15 protein-coding genes are annotated in these 16,871 nt (G+C 71.5%); 8 read left to right on the top strand and 7 right to left on the bottom strand.

From position 1 onward, the window contains the following. Positions 1 to 34 precede the first annotated feature (34 nt). The gene (locus tag RNC47_RS13880) at positions 35 to 1,015 is read left to right on the top strand and encodes an NAD(P)-dependent alcohol dehydrogenase (protein ID WP_311598702.1); all 981 of its coding nucleotides are present in this window, start codon (positions 35 to 37) and stop codon (positions 1,013 to 1,015) included. Here the strand turns inward: RNC47_RS13880 and RNC47_RS13875 are convergent. The 5 genes from RNC47_RS13875 to sdhC all read right to left on the bottom strand — a co-directional run bounded on the left by RNC47_RS13875 (position 1,005) and on the right by sdhC (position 5,922). After that, complete coding sequence (locus RNC47_RS13875) at positions 1,005 to 2,414, bottom strand: FAD-binding oxidoreductase (RefSeq protein WP_311598700.1); 1,410 nt, start codon at positions 2,412 to 2,414, stop codon at positions 1,005 to 1,007. The genes RNC47_RS13880 and RNC47_RS13875 overlap by 11 nt on opposite strands. Positions 2,415 to 2,516: 102 nt before the next feature. After that, on the bottom strand, positions 2,517 to 3,296 hold the full coding sequence (locus tag RNC47_RS13870; RefSeq protein WP_311598698.1) for a succinate dehydrogenase iron-sulfur subunit: 780 nt from the start codon (positions 3,294 to 3,296) through the stop codon (positions 2,517 to 2,519). Then, positions 3,296 to 5,050 (bottom strand): succinate dehydrogenase flavoprotein subunit, encoded by a 1,755-nt coding sequence (gene sdhA / locus RNC47_RS13865; RefSeq protein ID WP_311598696.1) that lies wholly within the window; start codon positions 5,048 to 5,050, stop codon positions 3,296 to 3,298. The genes RNC47_RS13870 and sdhA overlap by 1 nt, the downstream gene beginning before the upstream one ends. Before the next feature lie 24 nt (positions 5,051 to 5,074). Further along, a complete protein-coding gene (locus RNC47_RS13860) occupies positions 5,075 to 5,536 on the bottom strand; it encodes a succinate dehydrogenase hydrophobic membrane anchor subunit (protein WP_311598695.1) in 462 nt (153 codons plus the stop codon). A gap of 5 nt (positions 5,537 to 5,541) precedes the next feature. Beyond that, on the bottom strand, positions 5,542 to 5,922 hold the full coding sequence (sdhC, locus tag RNC47_RS13855) for a succinate dehydrogenase, cytochrome b556 subunit (RefSeq protein WP_311598693.1): 381 nt from the start codon (positions 5,920 to 5,922) through the stop codon (positions 5,542 to 5,544). 206 nt (positions 5,923 to 6,128) lie between these two features. Here sdhC and RNC47_RS13850 point away from each other — a divergent pair, with 206 nt between their 5' ends. The 6 genes from RNC47_RS13850 to RNC47_RS13825 all read left to right on the top strand — a co-directional run bounded on the left by RNC47_RS13850 (position 6,129) and on the right by RNC47_RS13825 (position 13,777). Beyond that, positions 6,129 to 7,721 (top strand): family 20 glycosylhydrolase, encoded by a 1,593-nt coding sequence (locus RNC47_RS13850; RefSeq protein ID WP_311598692.1) that lies wholly within the window; start codon positions 6,129 to 6,131, stop codon positions 7,719 to 7,721. A 281-nt stretch (positions 7,722 to 8,002) separates the two neighbouring features. Further along, the gene (locus RNC47_RS13845) at positions 8,003 to 8,608 is read left to right on the top strand and encodes an RNA polymerase sigma factor (protein WP_311598690.1); all 606 of its coding nucleotides are present in this window, start codon (positions 8,003 to 8,005) and stop codon (positions 8,606 to 8,608) included. Between the two features lie 400 nt (positions 8,609 to 9,008). Then, complete coding sequence (locus tag RNC47_RS13840) at positions 9,009 to 10,418, top strand: DUF6716 putative glycosyltransferase (RefSeq protein WP_311598689.1); 1,410 nt, start codon at positions 9,009 to 9,011, stop codon at positions 10,416 to 10,418. A 53-nt stretch (positions 10,419 to 10,471) separates the two neighbouring features. Further along, positions 10,472 to 11,692, top strand: coding sequence for an N-acylneuraminate cytidylyltransferase (locus RNC47_RS13835; protein WP_311598688.1), 1,221 nt, complete (start codon positions 10,472 to 10,474; stop codon positions 11,690 to 11,692). Beyond that, a complete protein-coding gene (locus RNC47_RS13830; RefSeq protein ID WP_311598687.1) occupies positions 11,689 to 12,618 on the top strand; it encodes an N-acetylneuraminate synthase family protein in 930 nt (309 codons plus the stop codon). Before RNC47_RS13835 ends, RNC47_RS13830 begins: the two co-directional genes overlap by 4 nt. 88 nt (positions 12,619 to 12,706) lie before the next feature. Further along, a complete protein-coding gene (locus tag RNC47_RS13825) occupies positions 12,707 to 13,777 on the top strand; it encodes a hypothetical protein (RefSeq protein ID WP_311598685.1) in 1,071 nt (356 codons plus the stop codon). Between the two features lie 15 nt (positions 13,778 to 13,792). Here the strand turns inward: RNC47_RS13825 and RNC47_RS13820 are convergent, their stop codons facing one another. Together RNC47_RS13820 and RNC47_RS13815 are read right to left on the bottom strand one after the other, a co-directional pair. Then, positions 13,793 to 14,164, bottom strand: coding sequence for a hypothetical protein (locus RNC47_RS13820; RefSeq protein ID WP_311598683.1), 372 nt, complete (start codon positions 14,162 to 14,164; stop codon positions 13,793 to 13,795). Between the two features lie 18 nt (positions 14,165 to 14,182). Next, positions 14,183 to 15,319 carry a CdiA C-terminal domain-containing protein gene (locus RNC47_RS13815; RefSeq protein ID WP_311598682.1) on the bottom strand — a complete coding sequence of 379 codons (1,137 nt, stop codon included), beginning with the start codon at positions 15,317 to 15,319 and terminating at the stop codon, positions 14,183 to 14,185. 254 nt (positions 15,320 to 15,573) lie between these two features. On the opposite strand from RNC47_RS13815, the gene RNC47_RS13810 reads away from it, so the two are divergent. Continuing rightward, on the top strand, positions 15,574 to 16,821 hold the full coding sequence (locus RNC47_RS13810) for an amidohydrolase (protein ID WP_394814781.1): 1,248 nt from the start codon (positions 15,574 to 15,576) through the stop codon (positions 16,819 to 16,821). Positions 16,822 to 16,871 lie beyond the last annotated feature (50 nt).

The following is a 16,871-nucleotide window of genomic DNA, read 5'->3' as shown; positions in this document are numbered from 1 at the left end:
CGCTCCTGCCGGGTTCGCGCGCCGTGGAGGCCCCGTGAAGGCAGTCGTTCAGGACAGGTACGGCTCACCCGACGTCCTCGAGGTGCGGGACGTCGCCACACCGGTGCCCGGCGACCACGAGGTGCTGGTCCGGGTGCGGGCCGCCTCGGTCAACGCGCTCGACTGGCACTTCATGCGCGGCGACCCGTACGTGATGCGGCTGGGGGTGGGGCTCAGGGGGCCGCGGGTCGCGGTGCGCGGCGCGGACTTCGCGGGCGTCGTGGCGGCGGTGGGCGGCGCCGTCGAGGGACTGGCCCCGGGCGACGAGGTGTTCGGCGAGGCCGGCGTCGGCGGGGCGTTCGCCGAGTACGTCCGCGCCCGGGACACCGCGGTGGAACTGAAGCCGCCGAGCCTGACGTTCGAGCAGGCGGCCGCGATGCCGCTGGCCGCGAACACGGCCCTCGTGGGGCTGCGCGACGTCGCCCGGGTGCGGGCGGGGCAGCGGGTCCTGGTCAACGGGGCGTCGGGCGGCGTCGGCACGTTCGCCGTCCAACTGGCCAAGGCGTTCGGCGCCGAGGTGACCGGGGTGTGCCGCACCCGCAACGTGGAGCTGGTCAGGTCGCTCGGCGCCGACCACGTCGTCGACTACACGCGGGAGGACTTCACCCGGGGCGAGCGGCGGTACGACGTCGTGCTCGACCTGGTGGGCAACCGCCCGCTGTCCGCGCTGCGGCGCCCGCTGACCCCCACCGGAACGCTGGTGCTGTCCGGCGGGGGCACCTCCGAGGGCGGCAGCCTGCTGGGGCCGATGGGCCTGTTCCTCAGGCGCCGGCTGCTGAACCCCTTCGTCGGCCAGCGCCTGGTCGAGCTCCCGGCGAAGCCGAGCAGGGCGAACCTCGTGGCGCTCCGGGAGCTCGTGGAGGCGGGCCGGCTCACCCCGGTCGTCGACCGGACCTACCCGATGGAGGAGGCGGCGGAGGCGATCCGCTACGTCGAGGTCGAGCACGCGCGGGCGAAGGTCGTCCTCACGGTGTGAGCGGGCCGGCGCCGGCCTCGGCCTCGGCGTCGGGGAACACCTTTCCCGGGTTGAGGATGCCCAGCGGGTCGAACACGGTCCTGATCTGGCGTTGCAACGCGGCGCTGTCCGGGCCGAGTTCGCGGGCCAGCCAGTCGCGTTTGAGGACGCCGACGCCGTGTTCGCCGGTGATGGTGCCGCCAAGCTCCAGGCCGAGCCCCATGATGTCGTCGAACGAGGCCTGGGCGCGCCGACGTTCGTCCTCGTCGCCGGAGTCGAAGCAGACCGTGGGGTGGGTGTTGCCGTCCCCGGCGTGCGCCACCACGCCGATGGTGAGCCGGTGGCGCTCGGCGATCTCCGCCACCCCGTCGAGGAACTCGGCGAGCCGGCTGCGCGGCACGCACACGTCGTCGATCATCGTGGTGCCCTTCACCGCCTCCAGCGCCACCAGCGTGGCGCGCCGGGCGGCGAGCAGCATCTCGGACTCGGCGGCGTCCTCGGCGGGCACCACCTCGGTGGCGCCGGCCGCCCGGCACAGCTCGCCGACGGCGGCCAGCTCGTCGGCCGGCGCCGGGGTGTCGAAGCCGGCGAGCAGCAGCGCCCGGGTCGACTCGGGAAGGCCCATCCTGGTCAGCCTGTTGACGGCGGCCACCGTGGTGGAGTCCATCAGTTCGAGCAGCGAGGGGGCGTGCCCGGCGGCCATGATGGCGGCCACGGCCTCCCCCGCGGCCGCCGTCGAGTCGAACTCGGCGGCCAGCACCAGCTGTTGCGGCGGGGCCGGCTTCAGCGCCAGCACGGCGCGCACCACGACGCCCAGCGTGCCCTCGGAGCCCACGAAGAGGCGGGTCAGGTCGTAGCCGGCGACGCCCTTGGCGGTGCGCCGCCCGGTGCGCAGCAGCCGCCCGTCCGCCAGCACCACGTCGAGGCCGAGCACGTACTCGGCGGTCACCCCGTACTTGACGCAGCACAGGCCGCCGGAGCCGGTGCCGATGTTGCCGCCGATGGTGCACTGTTCCCAGCTGGAGGGGTCCGGCGGGTAGGCGAGGCCGTGCGCGGCCACCGCCTTCGACAGGTCGGCGTTGACGACGCCGGGCTCGACCACGGCGTAGCGGTTGACGGGGTCGATCTCCAGGATGGCGTCCATCCGCGTCAGCGAGAGCACCACGCACCCGTCGACGGCGTTGGCCGCCCCGGAGAGCCCGGTCCGCGCGCCCTGCGGCACCACGGGGACCCGTAGCGCGCTCGCGGTGCGCAGCACGTGCTGGACGTGTTCCACCGTGCGCGGCAGCACCACCACGGCCGGGGCGCCGGCCGGGCAGAAGCTGGCCATGTCGTGGGCGTAGGAGGCGGTCACATCGGGGTCGGTGATGATCGTTTCCGGGGGCAGCCCTTCGCGTAGCCGCGTCACGAGTTCGCTCATGAGAAGCAGCCTGGCAGCTCGCCGCGGGAAAAAGCCACGGTCCGGCACGGGACCGTGGGGGAGATCCCCCACGTCGGACCCGGGCCGGACCGTGGGCGTCGCTCAGAAGCGCCGGGTGATCAGCGCCTTCTTGACCTCCTGGATGGCCTTGGTGACCTCGATGCCCCGCGGGCAGGCGTCCGTGCAGTTGAAGGTGGTGCGGCAACGCCACACGCCGTCACGGTCGTTGAGGATCTCCAGGCGCTGCTCGCCGCCCTCGTCGCGCGAGTCGAAGATGAAGCGGTGCGCGTTGACGATCGCCGCCGGGCCGAAGTACTGCCCGTCGTTCCAGAACACCGGGCAGGACGAGGTGCACGCGGCGCACAGGATGCACTTGGTGGTGTCGTCGAAGCGCTCCCGGTCGGCCGCCGACTGGAGGCGCTCCCGGGTCGGCTCGTTGCCCTTGGTGATGAGGAACGGCATGACGTCGCGGTAGGCCTGGAAGAACGGCTCCATGTCCACGACGAGGTCCTTCAGGACCGTCATGCCCTTTATCGGCTCGACCGTGACGGGCTTGGTGCCCACGCCGTCCCTGATCTCGGTGATGTCCTTGATCAGGGTCTTGCAGGCCAGCCGGTTCCGGCCGTTGATCCGCATCGCGTCCGAGCCGCAGATGCCGTGGGCGCAGGAGCGGCGGAACGTCAGCGTGCCGTCGAGCTCCCACTTGATCTGGTGCAGCGCGTCGAGCACCCGCTCCTTGGGGTCGATCCGCAGCTCGAAGTCCTGCCAGACGGCCTCCGGGCCCTCCTCCGGGTTGAACCTGCGGATCCGGAAGGTGACGGTGACCAGGTGGTCGGCGGCCGACGGTGCCTCGTCGGTCTTCTCCAACGTGGGGGTAGCCATCAGTACTTACGCTCCATCGGCTGGTAGCGGGTCTGGACGACGGGCTTGTAGTCAAGACGGATCGACTCGTTGCCGTCCGCGTCGACCTCGCGGTAGGCCATGGTGTGCCGCATGAAGTTGACGTCGTCCCGGTGGGGGAAGTCCTCGCGGTAGTGTCCGCCGCGCGACTCCTGGCGGGCCAGCGCCGAGACGACGAGCACCTCGGCCAGCTCCAGCAGGTTGCCCAGCTCCAGGGCCTCCAGCAGGTCGGTGTTGTACCGCTTGCCCTTGTCCTGGACGGCCACGTTCTTGTAGCGGCGGCGCAGCGCCGTGATGTCCTCCAGGGCCTCCTTGAGCGTCTGCTCGGTGCGGAAGACCATGGCGTTCTTGTCCATGGTCTCCTGGAGGTCCTTGCGGATGGCGGAGACCCGCTCGCCGCCGGTGGCGGTGCGCATCCGCTCCACCTCGTCGGCGACGAACTTCTCCGGGGCCTCGGGGAGCTCGACGAACTCCGCGGTGGCGGCGTACTCGGCGGCGGCGATGCCGGCGCGGCGGCCGAACACGTTGATGTCGAGCAGCGAGTTGGTGCCGAGCCGGTTGGCACCGTGCACCGAGACGCAGGCGACCTCGCCGGCCGCGTAGAGCCCGGGCACCACGTCGGTGTTGTTGGCCAGCACCTCGCCCTTGACGTTGGTCGGGATGCCGCCCATCGCGTAGTGCGCGGTCGGCTGGATCGGGATCGGGTCGGTGTACGGCTCGATGCCCAGGTAGGTGCGGGCGAACTCGGTGATGTCCGGCAGCTTGGCGTCCAGCTGCTCCGGCGGCAGGTGCGTCAGGTCCAGGTAGACGTGGTCGCCGTCGGGGCCGCAGCCGCGCCCCTCGCGGATCTCGGTGTAGATCGAGCGGGAGACGACGTCGCGCGAGGCCAGGTCCTTCATGACGGGCGCGTACTTCTCCATGAAGCGCTCGCCGTCCTTGTTGCGCAGGATGCCGCCCTCGCCGCGGGCACCCTCGGTGAGCAGGATGCCCATCTTCCAGATGCCGGTCGGGTGGAACTGGAAGAACTCCATGTCCTCCAGCGGCAGGCCGCGCCGCCAGGCGGCGGCCTGGCCGTCGCCGGTGAGGGTGTGCGCGTTCGAGGTGACCTTGTAGAACTTGCCGTTGCCGCCGGAGGCGAAGACCACGGCCTTGGCCTGGAAGACGTGCAGCTCGCCGGTGGCCAGCTCGTACGCGACGACGCCGGCGGTGCGCTTCACCCCGTCGACCTCGTTGAGCAGCAGGTCGAGGACGTAGAACTCGTTGTAGAACTCCACGCCCTCCTTGACGCAGTTCTGGTACAGCGTCTGGAGGATCATGTGGCCCGTGCGGTCGGCCGCGTAGCAGGAGCGGCGCACCGGGGCCTCGCCGTGGTTGCGGCTGTGGCCGCCGAACCGGCGCTGGTCGATCCGGCCCTCGGGGGTGCGGTTGAACGGCAGCCCCATCTTCTCCAGGTCGAGGACCGAGTCGATGGCCTCCTTCGCCAGGATCTCGGCGGCGTCCTGGTCGACCAGGTAGTCACCGCCCTTGACCGTGTCGAAGGTGTGCCACTCCCAGTTGTCCTCCTCGACGTTGGCGAGGGCCGCGGCCATGCCGCCCTGGGCGGCGCCGGTGTGGGAGCGGGTCGGGTACAGCTTGGTCAGCACGGCGGTGCGGCTGCGCTTCGTCGCCTCGATGGCGGCGCGCATCCCGGCGCCGCCGGCCCCGACGATGACGGTGTCGTACTTGTGGATCTGCATGTCTCGTGTGCCTCGTCAGCCCCGTCAGCGGATGTTCGGGTCGAAGGTGAAGATCACCAGCGTGCCCAGCAGCACGGTGAAGATCGTGGCCGTGTAGAGCAGCATCTTCAGCCAGAAGCGGGTGGCGTCGCGCTCGGCGTAGTCGTTGATGATCGTGCGCAGGCCGTTGGCGCCGTGGAGCATGGCGAGCCAGAGCATGATCAGGTCCCAGGCCTGCCAGAACGGCGAGGCCCAGCGGCCGGCGACGAAGGCGAAGCTGACCTTGGAGACGCCGCCCTCGAGGACGAGCTGGATCAGCAGGTGGCCGAGCACCAGCACCACGAGCACGATGCCGGACAGCCGCATGAACAGCCAGCCGTAGAGCTCGAAGTTGGTGCGGGTGGTCCGCGGGGTGCGGCCGGTGCGGGCCCGGGGCGGTTCGATGACCGGGGCCGGGTTGTCCGGGGAGTAGGTCGCGTCGTTGACCTGCGAGGTCTCGATGGCCATGATCATCAGCTCCCGAACAGCTCACGGAACGCGTGGCCGAGGACCGGGTAGGCGGCCCCCGCCATGAGGACGGCCCAGACGCCGACGACGGTCCACAGCATCTGCCGCTGGTAGCGGGCGCCCTTGTTCCAGAAGTCGACGGCGACGACCCGCAGGCCGTTCAGCGCGTGGAAGAGGACGGCCGCCACCAGGCCGTACTCCATGAAGGCCACGAGGGGCGTCTTGTAGACCGCGATGGTGTCGTCGTACGCCTCGGGGGAGACCCGGACGAGCGCGGTGTCCAGCACGTGGACGAAGAGGAAGAAGAACACCAGGACACCGGTGACGCGGTGCGCCACCCATGACCACATGCCTTCCCGGCCGCGGTACAGCGTTCCTGCCGGCACGGAAGAACCCTTCAGAAGCGATTCGGGGCCTGCCGGCAGCTCCTGCTCCTGTGGGACGTCGGTCGGGCCCGGCCGGGTACGGTCCACCGGCCGCCGCCATGGTATCGGCGGCGCGGGAGTGCCACACGGCGGGGGGCGCCTAGCCCGCTTTGGCGGGCCTCGCGCATCGCGGTTGCCAAGCTGTGGCCAGCGGTTACCTTCGAGGTATGCGACATGCGCCCTGGCGAATATTCGCACTGGCCACGGCCGTGGTGGTGATCGTCACATCACTGGTCCTGGCCCTGGACCGTGGCTCGTCCAGCGGCACCCGGACCTCGTCGGACGCCGCCACCCCCACCCCCACCCCCTCGCCCCTCGCGCTTCCGGACGGCCCGACCGGGCCACCGGAGATCATCCCCGCCGTCCGCTCCTTCGACGCCGCCGAGGGCGCCGGCTGGGCGCCCTCCGAGTCGACCCGGGTGATAGCGGACTCCGGGGGCCCGCTCGACGGGACCGCCGACCTGCTCGCCGAGGACCTCGGCGTGGACCGCGCCGACGACGGCGCCAGGGAGGGTGACATAGAGCTCACCCTCGACGAGGGCGCCGACACCGGCGGCGAGGGCTACCACCTCGTCACCGGCGACCACCGGGTCACCATCACCGGCAGCGACGACGCCGGCGTCTTCTACGGCACCCGAACGGTCGTACAGGCGGTGCGCGGCGCCGGCGGCCTGCCGGAGGGCGAGATCCGCGACCGCCCCGACCGCCCGCAGCGCGGCCTGTCGCTCGACACCGCGCGCAAGCCGTTCAGCGCGGACTGGATCGAGGACCGGATGCGCGAGATGGCGGACCTCAAGCTCAACCAGCTCCAGCTGCACTTCAGCGACGACCAGGGCTTCCGCGTCGAGAGCGAGACCCACCCCGAGGTCGTGTCGGATGACCACCTCACCAAGGACGAGGTCCGCGGCATCCTCGACCTCGCCGACCAGCTGCACATCACCGTGATCCCGGAGATCGACTCGCCCGGGCACCTGGGCGCGGTGCTCGCCGCGCACCCCGACCTCCAGCTGCGGCGGGCCGACGGCAGCGTCACCTCCGGGGCCATCGACATCTCCAACCCGGACGCGGCGGCGATCGTGGACGACCTGATCACCGAGTACGCCGACCTCTTCCCCGGCGAGTACCTGCACCTGGGCGGCGACGAGTACGCGGCGCTCTTCGTCTCCGACCCCGAGGCCAGCTACCCGGACCTCGCGGCGGCCGCCCGCGACCGCTACGGCTCGGACGCCCGCGTCCAGGACCTGGCCACCGGCTGGCTCAACGACCGGGCGGACGCGGCCAGGGGCGCCGGCAAGACGCCGCAGGTGTGGAACGACGGCATGTTCGCCGGCGGCGTCGTCCAGCCGGACGAGGAGCGGCAGGTGACCTACTGGACCGGCCGGGAGATCGGCGCGCGCGAGCCCGTCGAGTACCTGGAGGGCGGCTGGCAGGTGCTGAACCTCAACTCGGAGTACCTCTACTACGTACTCGGTGAGCCCAACGGCTTCACCTATCCGACCGGCGAGCGTATTTATGACGAGTGGACACCAGACGTGCTGCGCGGTTCGAACGCCGTCCCGGACCGGTTCGCGAACGCGGACCACATCCCGGGCGGGCGGTTCGCCGTCTGGTGCGACCAGGCCGGGGCCCAGACCCCCGAGCAGGTGGCGGCCGGCATCCGGCTGCCGCTGGCCGCGACGGCCCAGAAGCTGTGGAACCCGGACCGGCCCACCCTCAGCTGGACGGAGTTCACCCAGCTCGCCGACCGGGTCATGGCCTGAAGCGCCGGCCGGCGGGTAACGATCATGGGGTGAACGCGAGCGCGAGCAGCCGGGGCCGCCACCCCCCACAGGAGAGACCCCGGCTGTCGCCGGTCCAGGGCCTGACCAGGCCCGGGTCCGTATCTCGTACAGCGTCGAACACCTGGATTCTGTTACCGAGCGGATACGGCCGGATGCGCCATGGACGGACGGCGGCGGGGCCGCGTAGCGTTCAGGCACTAGAGACACACAGTCACCAACCTTGAAACGCATGCGGCGCGAGTCGCCAAGGGGGGCCGGGAGTGCAGGGGGCAGACGTCGAATTGACCGCGGCGGTTCACGCGGCCCAGGAAGGGGACGAGAGCGCGTTCCGCACCGTCTTCAGGGCGGTCCACCCGCGGCTGCTCGGCTATGTGCGGACCATCGTGGCCGAGCCCGACGCGGAGGACGTCACCGCTGAGGCGTGGCTGCACATATCGCGCGACCTCCAGCGGTTCAGCGGCGACGCGGACCGGTTCCGCGGCTGGACCGCCAGGATCGCCCGCAACCGGGCGCTCGACCACCTGCGGGCGCGCGGCCGCCGGCCCCAGGAGTGCAGGGCCGACGAGGACGCGCTCGCCGACCTGCCGTCCTCGGCCGACACCGCCGAGGAGGCGATGAACGCGCTGGCCACCAGCCGGGCCCTGGCGCTCGTCGCGGAGCTGCCCCAGGAGCAGGCGGAGGCCGTGGTGCTGCGGACCATGTTCGGCCTGGACGCCAAGCGCGCCGCCTCGCTGATGGGCAGCCGGCCGGGCGCCGTCCGCACCGCCAACCACCGCGGTCTTCGCCGCCTGGCGCAGCGCTTAGGCCGCGCCCCCGAGCATCTCTCGGAGGCGGCTGTAACGGAATCGAGGGCTACGGCGCAGTAAGGAACAGGTCGACTGGTCATCGACCGACAGGGCAACCCGAGGTCCCCCCCGTACCTCAGGGAAGCCCAGGCGCGGGCGGGGCGGCTTTCCCCCTAGCCCCGCCCGCGCACCCCTCTCCTCCAGGCCCGGCGTCGACCGGGCCTTCTCGCGTCTCCGCGCCCGAGCCGCCCCCTTCCCGCACACACCCGTCCTCCCGGTCGACGGCCACTCAGCCCGACAAGGTGAACGGAAGGCGAATAGCGGTTACCCGGCCCGTTAATTCGCGTTGATTGTTCGACGAATTCCCAGGGAAGCCGTGCGAGTTGGCCGGCAGGTGTCGTGCTGTTAACTGGTTGTTGTGACTGAGTTGGCCCGACCCTCGAACTCCGACGCCTATCGTTTGGTGCCTATGGTTCCTTACGTGCCCGATTCATCTCGCGGCCCCCTGCGTTTGGCCGTGTTGGCGGATTCTGACACGCGGTGGAAATGGGGCGCGCTCACCGCGCGCCGCATAGCCCCCGAGTCGTCCGTCGACGGCTACCTGCTGCGGGGGCGCGCGACGCCCACCGCGCGGCAGTTGGCCGAGACCGACACCGGCGTGGATGAACCGGAAGAGATCACCGCCATCAACTTCCTCCGTCTGATCGGTGATCTCCAGGAAACCGACACCGAAAACCCCAACAGTGCGAACAACACTGCGAAGGTCGCCGGTAATTCCGAAGACGCGCCCTATGACGCGTTGATCCTCGCCTGCGTCGGCGGCTCCGTGCAGGCCATGTTGCACGGTCTTGCCCGCGCCTGGCACGGCGCTCCCCGCCGCACCGTGGTCATCACGGGATATGTGGGAGTCGTCTACGAGAAACTCACCGACGGCCTGCTGCTGCGCCACGGCGCCGACATCGTCCTCGCCAACAGCGCCTACGACGCCTCCCGGTTCCGCGAACAGTTCCGCGGCGTGCGGGCCGACTCCTCGGCCGTCACCGAGTGCGCCCTGCCGTTCCTGGCCGGCGCGCCGTACGACCCGCGGGCCGTGGAGCGCGGCGAGCGCCCCTACCGCGTCGTCTTCGCCGTCCAGCCCTCGGTGCCCGGCACCCGCAAGGACCGCGCCTACCTGCTGGAGCGCGCCGTCGAGCACGCCCGCCGCCACCCGGAGCGCGAGGTCGTCCTCAAGCTGCGCAGCAAGCCGGGCGAGCACACCACGCACATCGAGGAGTTGCCCTACCAGCGCCTCGTCGAGCGCATCAAGGGCGAGACCCCGGCCAACTTCAGCCTCGCCTACGGCAACATGGGCGAGGTCCTGGACGGCACCGACCTGCTGGTCACCGTCAGCTCCACCGCCGCGCTCGAGTCCCTGCACCGCGGCATCCCCACCGCCGTCCTCAGCGACCTCGGCATCCGCGAGCAGCACGGCAACCACTACTTCCTCGGCTCGGGCTGCTTCGCCTCCTGGGACGAGCTCGACGGCGGCCACGTGCCGACGCCGGACGCCGGCTGGCTGGCCGACCAGGGCCTCCGCCGCGACCCCGACGAGGCGTTCGCGCCCGCCCGCGCCCGGCTCGCCGCCCTGGTCCACCAGGCCGCGGAGGACGGGCTGCCGCCGCTCGACCCCTACTACACGGTGCGCACCGCGCCCGGCTACCTGCCCGGCGTACTCGCCCGCCACGGCCTCGACGTCAAGGGCGAGCCGCTGGCCGGCTTCCAGGGCGGCCCCGACCCGACCACCGGCGTGCGCGGGGCGTCCAAGCGCCTGCTGCGCCGCACCGCGCGCGGCGCCTACCGCGCCGGTGTCCAGCGGGTCGCCCCGCTCATCAGGCGCTGGGGGCAGCTGTGACCCCCAAGACCTCCTCCGCACCGCGGTCCCACCAACGAACGAAGGCTTCTGGCATGAGCACTGTGCTGGCTGTGATCCCCGCCCGCGGGGGCTCCAAGGGCGTGCCGGGGAAGAACCTCGCCCCCGTCGGCGACGCGCCGCTGGTCACCCGCGCGGTCCGCGAGTGCCGCGCCGCCCGGCTGCTGACCGCGGTCGTGGTCTCCACCGACGACCCCGACATCGCGGCCGCCGCGCACGCCGCGGGCGCCGAGGTCATCGAGCGCCCCGCCGAGATCTCCGGCGACAAGTCCACCAGCGAGGCCGCGATCCTGCACGCGACGGACGTCTACGAGGAGCGCCACGGCGTCACCGTGGACGTCGTCCTGCTCGTCCAGTGCACCAGCCCCTTCCTCACCCGCGAGGAGGTGGACGGCGTCGCCGCCGCCATCCTGGACGGCGCCGACACCGCGCTGACCGTGGCCCCGTTCCACGGCTTCGTCTGGCGCGAGGCGGCCAGCACCGGCGGCCAGGGCGTCAACCACGACAAGTCCTACCGCCCCATGCGGCAGGACCGTCCGCAGGACCTGCTGGAGACCGGCGCCTGCTACGCGATGCGCGCCGACGGGCTGCGCGTCGAGCGGCACCGCTTCTTCGGCCGCACCGAGCTGGTCCGCACCGACCCGGCCCGCGTCCTGGAGATCGACGACCCGCACGACCTGGCCAGGGCCCGCGCCCTCGCGCCGCTGCTCGACGGCGGCCAGCAGAACCTGGCCAAGGCGGGGGCCGCCTACTCCGGCTACCCCGACTACCTGCCGACCCGCGACGACGTCGACGCGGTCGTGCTCGACTTCGACGGCACCCAGACCGACGACCGGGTGCTCGTCGACTCCGAGGGACGGGAGATGGTCGCCGTGCACCGCGGCGACGGCCTGGGCATCGCCGCCCTGCGCCGGGCGGGCATCCCGCTCCTGATCCTGTCCACGGAACAGAACCCGGTCGTCGCCGCGCGGGCGCGCAAGCTGCGCATACCCGTGCTGCACGGCATCGACCGGAAGGACCTCGCCCTCAAACAGTGGTGCGAGGAGCAAGGAATCGCGCCGGAACGCGTGCTCTACGCCGGCAACGACGTCAACGACCTGCCCTGCTTCGACCTGGTCGGTTGGCCCGTCGCCGTCGCGAGCGCCCACGACGTCGTCAGGGGGGCCGCCCGCGCGGTCACCTCGGCGGCGGGCGGCGCCGGCGCGATCCGCGAGATCGCCTCGTGGATCCTCGGAAAGGAACTCAGTCCCTCATGACAACCAACAACCGACTTCGCAAGTTCGGCGACCGCGTCGTGGGCCCCGGCCGTCCCGTCTACATCACGGGCGAGATCGGCATCAACCACAACGGTGACCTGGAGAACGCCTTCGCGCTGATCGACGCGGCGGCCGAAGCCGGCTGTGACGCGGTCAAGTTCCAGAAGCGCACGCCGGAGATCTGCACCCCGCGTGACCAGTGGGACATCGAGCGGGACACCCCGTGGGGCCGGATGACCTACATCGACTACCGGCACCGGGTCGAGTTCGGCGAGGACGACTACCGCGCCATCGACGAGTACTGCCGCAAGAAGGGCATCCACTGGTTCGCCTCGCCGTGGGACCCCGAGGCCGTGGACTTCCTGGAGCAGTACGACGTGCCGGCGCACAAGGTGGCCTCCGCCTCCCTGACCGACGACGAGCTGCTGCGCAAGCTGCGCGCCACCGGCCGCACCGTCATCCTGTCCACCGGCATGTCGACCCCGAAGCAGATCCGGCACGCGGTCGAGGTCCTGGGCAGCGAGAACATACTGCTGTGCCACGCCACCAGCACCTACCCGGCCAAGGCCGACGAGCTCAACCTGCGCGTGATCAACACGCTGCAGGCCGAGTACCCGAACGTGCCGATCGGCTACTCGGGCCACGAGACCGGCCTGCAGACGACGCTGGCCGCCGTCGCGCTCGGCGCCGTCTTCGTCGAGCGGCACATCACCCTGGACCGCGCGATGTGGGGCTCCGACCAGGCCGCCTCCGTCGAGCCGCAGGGCCTGACCCGGCTGGTCCGCGACATCCGGATCATCGAGGAGTCGCTGGGCGACGGCGTCAAGAAGGTCTACGACAGCGAGCTCGGCCCGATGAAGAAGCTGCGCCGCGTCAAGGGCGTCGTGGCCGAGGGCGAGGCCGAGCGCGAGCCGGCCGCTGTCTGAGCACCGCGCGACACTGGTACGGGTGGGGCGAGCGGGCCGCGTTACGGGACGAACCGAGTTGCGGAACTCACGGAACGGAGAGAGGCGCATGACCGACCGGGGTGCCAGGGCGGGCGCCAGCACGTTGGCGTTCGCCGAGAGTCCGGTGCAGTTGCTCAACATCCTCGAGTGGGCGCACACGTCGCACCCCCGTGCCGTGCGCGACCTCACCGTGGTCATCCTGCCCCCGCACGACCCCACCAGCCGGGGCCAGTTGCGCCGCATGGCACAACTGGCCCGGGACGCCGGGCACCGCGTGCTCTGGCGCGAGGCGCGCGGGAGTGCCGTCGCCCCGCCGCGCTCGTTGGCCGCGCTGACCGGCCCGATGCGGCGGGCCGGGCTGCTGGTGATCGGGGACCCGTTCTCCCGCTACCTCCAGCTGCTGCTGTCCATGGCCGGCGGCCGCTGCGACGTCGTGGTCGTGGACGACGGCACGGCCACCATGGAGTTCACCGCCCAACTCGCCCGTGGCGAGCGTCTGGTGCGCTGGCACCGGCCGTCCGCGCGCGGGCCCAGGGCGTGGGCGTTCGCGCCGGTCGCGCGGCGCGCGGTGCGGCACCTGACGCCCACCGAGCGGCGCTCGGTCGAGGTGTTCACGGCCATGCCCGTGGAGCCCGTCGCGGGCGTCACGGTCACCGCCAACGCCTTCGCCTGGACCCGCGCCCGCTTCCCCGAGCCCATGCTGACCGGCGGCGCCGACCTGGTGGGCACCTCGCTGGTCGAGACGGGCGTCATCCAGGAGGACCGCTACGTGGCGGGCGTGGCCGGCCTGGCCCGCGCCCACGGCGTCACCCGCTACTTCGCGCACCGCAGGGAGAGCAACGAGAAGCTGCGACGGCTGAGCGCGGAGGCCGGCGTGGAGATCGTCCGCCCCGACCTGCCGCTCGAACTCGTCGCCAGGCGCGGCCCGATCGGCTCGACCATCCTGAGCTTCCCCTCCACCGTGGTGCACACGCTGCCGAAGGTGCTGGCCGACACCGAGGTGAAGGTGGCGGTCTGCGACATATCCCAGACCTGGTTCACCGACCGCGTCACCGAGCGGGCCAGCGGCTTCCTCTCGACGGTCACCAACACCGCGCTCGGCACCCACGGTCTGACCTCGCTGCCGACGCCGCAGTAGGCGCCGGCCGGTTGGTCAGCTGTCCGGCCCCTCGGGTTCGGCTGAGGCGATGAACCGTTGCACGTCGTGGACCAGCAGCAGCCGGTACCTCCGGAGCGACGCGAGGGCCTCGAAGATCCTTCGGGCGGCGGCCTCCTGACGCTCCATGTCCTTGCCGAAGTCCCGCACCGTGACGAGGGAGTCGTAGCGGTCGAAGGCCAGACCCCTGTCCTCCTCGAACTCGTGGGACGGTTCGACCTCGACCGCGGCGAACCCGAGGTTGGCCCGGTGGGTGATGCTCTCGTCTTCCACGGGTTCGAGAGGCGTGCCACACGCGATCGAGACATCGGAGACCAGCCGCTCCAACGGGCGGCCCGGATGGACGAAGATTTCGTGGTACGCGCTCATGAGCCACCTCCGAGGCCGCTAGGGCCAGACGATCTCATAGTCCTGGCCGATGATCCTGATGTGGTCCATCCGGTCCGGCGGATTGTTCCTGAGGAACCTGTTCAGCCCCTCTCTCGCCTCCGCTTCGCTGAGACCGCTCGACCTCGCGTCCACCACCGCGTTCCGCGCCTGTCTCTTCGCCGCGTTGAGATTGTTCTTGATCGTGTTCGGCACCGCGCCGGGGTCAGGGGTCTTGAACTCCGTCGGCCGGCCGTCCACCAGGGCGTCAGGTGTCTGTCGTGCGTTCGTCTCGCCTACCGCCCAGACGTATCTCCCCTCCGCGTGCAGGAGTTCGGCGATGGTGCGCTCCCGCGGCGTGAACGTGCCGTCGATCTCGTCGACCCCGGGCCTGCCAGGGATCTGGAGGAGCTCCCCGAACACCCCCTGGGCGGGGCTGAATCCCAACCGCAGCAACTCCGACGCCCGCTCCATCATCGTTCGGCGGAACCTCTCGATCTCCGCCTCGATGTCGTCCGCCGCGTCGGCGGCGTCCGCTGCCGCGAGCCGGAGGTACTTCTCCCTGATCCCCTGGGCCACGTGGTCGGGAAGGGCCCAGCCGTTGGACGTGGGCACCATGAACTCCGTCGCGCCGTTGGGGTGGGTGACGCTCGGCCTGACCTGTTCCCCGGTGAGCCAGATGCCGAGCCCCTCGATCACGTCCCCGAGCAGGTCGTTGCGCGCCGCCGGCGTCTCGTTCACCGCCCGTACCCAGCCGTTCCACTCCTCGATGGCCGCCGTGAGGTGGTCGAGGTACTTCGCCTCCAGCCCGTCCGGCCCGAAGATCACCCCATGGACCGCCTCCTTGACGGAGAGCGCCAGGTTTATGGCGTGGACGAGGTGCCCCACCACCGCGTCCATGTCGGCGCCGCCGTCCCGCAGGCCCTCCCGCGTCTCGGCGATACGCCCCTCGCCGTCCACCAGCGGGGAGTCGTCCAGTTCTCCGGCCCGCTGCGCGATCCGGGTGGCCCGCTCCGCGAGGTCCATGGCGGCATGGGCCTCGGCGGCCACCCGGGCGTAGGCGGCAGCGGTGTCGGCTATGTCATCGGCGTTGACCTCGCTGTCGAACTCGCGCTGCCGGGTCCACGACGTCTTGCCACCGGGTGTCGCGGCCTCCACTTCCTCCCGCGAGAACTCGACAGGCGACACAGGTGACACAGGCGGCCCTCCAGGAGATCTCCGTTGACGCGGCGACTCGGCGACAACGGATGCAAGCACGGGCACCCCGGCAGGGGTCCCGAGCCGGGGAGAGTCGACCGGGCGCGGATGCCCCGCCATCGATCCCAGCGTGCCGTGCGGCGAAAGAAAGTACTCATACCCAGTCACACACGGTCCTATGCGGCCACCGCGTGATTCGACTGTGTGAACTTTCCATGATCGATGCCGTGTTGACAGGAGAACGGGCGTACCCTCGTCACGTGAGTGATCTGCTGTCTCCGGAGTCCGCGCCCACCCTGGAACTCGATGACGAGCTGCGCGCCGAGCTGATCGCCTTCCGCCGGGATCTGCACATGCACCCCGAGTTGGGCAACCAGGAGGTTCGCACCACCGCCGTCCTCAAGAAGCGCCTGGAGCGCGCCGGGCTCGCCCCGCGCGTGCTGGCCAGCGGCACGGGGCTGGTGTGCGACGTACGGCCGGCCGGAGACACCGGACCACTCCTCGCGCTCCGCGCCGACCTCGACGCGCTGCCGATCCCGGACACCAAGACGGTGCCCTACGCCTCCACCATCCCGGGCCGGGCCCACGCCTGCGGCCACGACGTGCACACCACGGTGGTGCTCGGCGCCGGCCTGGCGCTGGCCAGGCTGGCCGCCGAGGGCCGACTGCGGCGCGGCGTCCGGCTGTTGTTCCAGCCGGCCGAGGAGGTGCTGCCAGGCGGCGCCCAGGACGCCATCGAGAGCGGCGTTCTCGACGGCGTCGCCCGCATCCTCGCCCTGCACTGCGACCCCAAGGTCGACGCCGGCCGCATCGGCGTCCGCACCGGCGCGATCACCGCCGCCTGCGACCGCATAGAGATCAGGCTGGCCGGCCCCGGCGGCCACACGGCCCGCCCGCACCTCACCACCGACCTGGTCACGGCCGCCGCCCGGGTCGCCCTCGACGTCCCGGCCCTGGTGGCCCGCCGCGTCGACACCCGCGCCGGCATGGCCATCACCTGGGGCCGCCTGGAGACGGGCCACGCGCCCAACGTCATCCCCCAGTCCGCGGAGCTCTCCGGCACCATGCGCTGCCTGGACATTGAGGCGTGGCGCACCGCGCCCGACATCGTCCACGCGGCGGTCGACGAGGTCGCGACCCTGTACCGCGCCAAGTCCGAGCTCCGGTACATCCGGGGCGTCCCGCCGGTCGTCAACGACGCGTCCTCCACGGCGCTGCTGACCGAGGCCATGACCGCCCGCTTCGGCGCGGGCGCCGTCGAGCCGACCCAACAGAGCCTGGGCGGCGAGGACTTCTCCTGGTACCTGGAGCACGTCCCCGGCGCCATGGCCCGCCTCGGCGTCCGCCCCCCGGGCGGCGAATGGGCCACGCCACGCGACATCCACCAGGGCGACTTCGACGTCGACGAGTCGGCGATCGGCGTGGGCGTTGAGCTGCTGGTGACGGCGGCGCAGCTCAGCTGACCCAGGTCGAACCAGACGGACTTGCCGGCCGGGCGGCGGAACACGTCGCA

It is taken from the genome of Streptomyces millisiae (assembly GCF_031845425.1).
Lineage (GTDB): Bacteria > Actinomycetota > Actinomycetes > Streptomycetales > Streptomycetaceae > Streptomyces > Streptomyces millisiae.
Note: the sequence above shows the minus strand (reverse complement) of the source record. Positions and strands in the feature narration are given on the sequence as shown.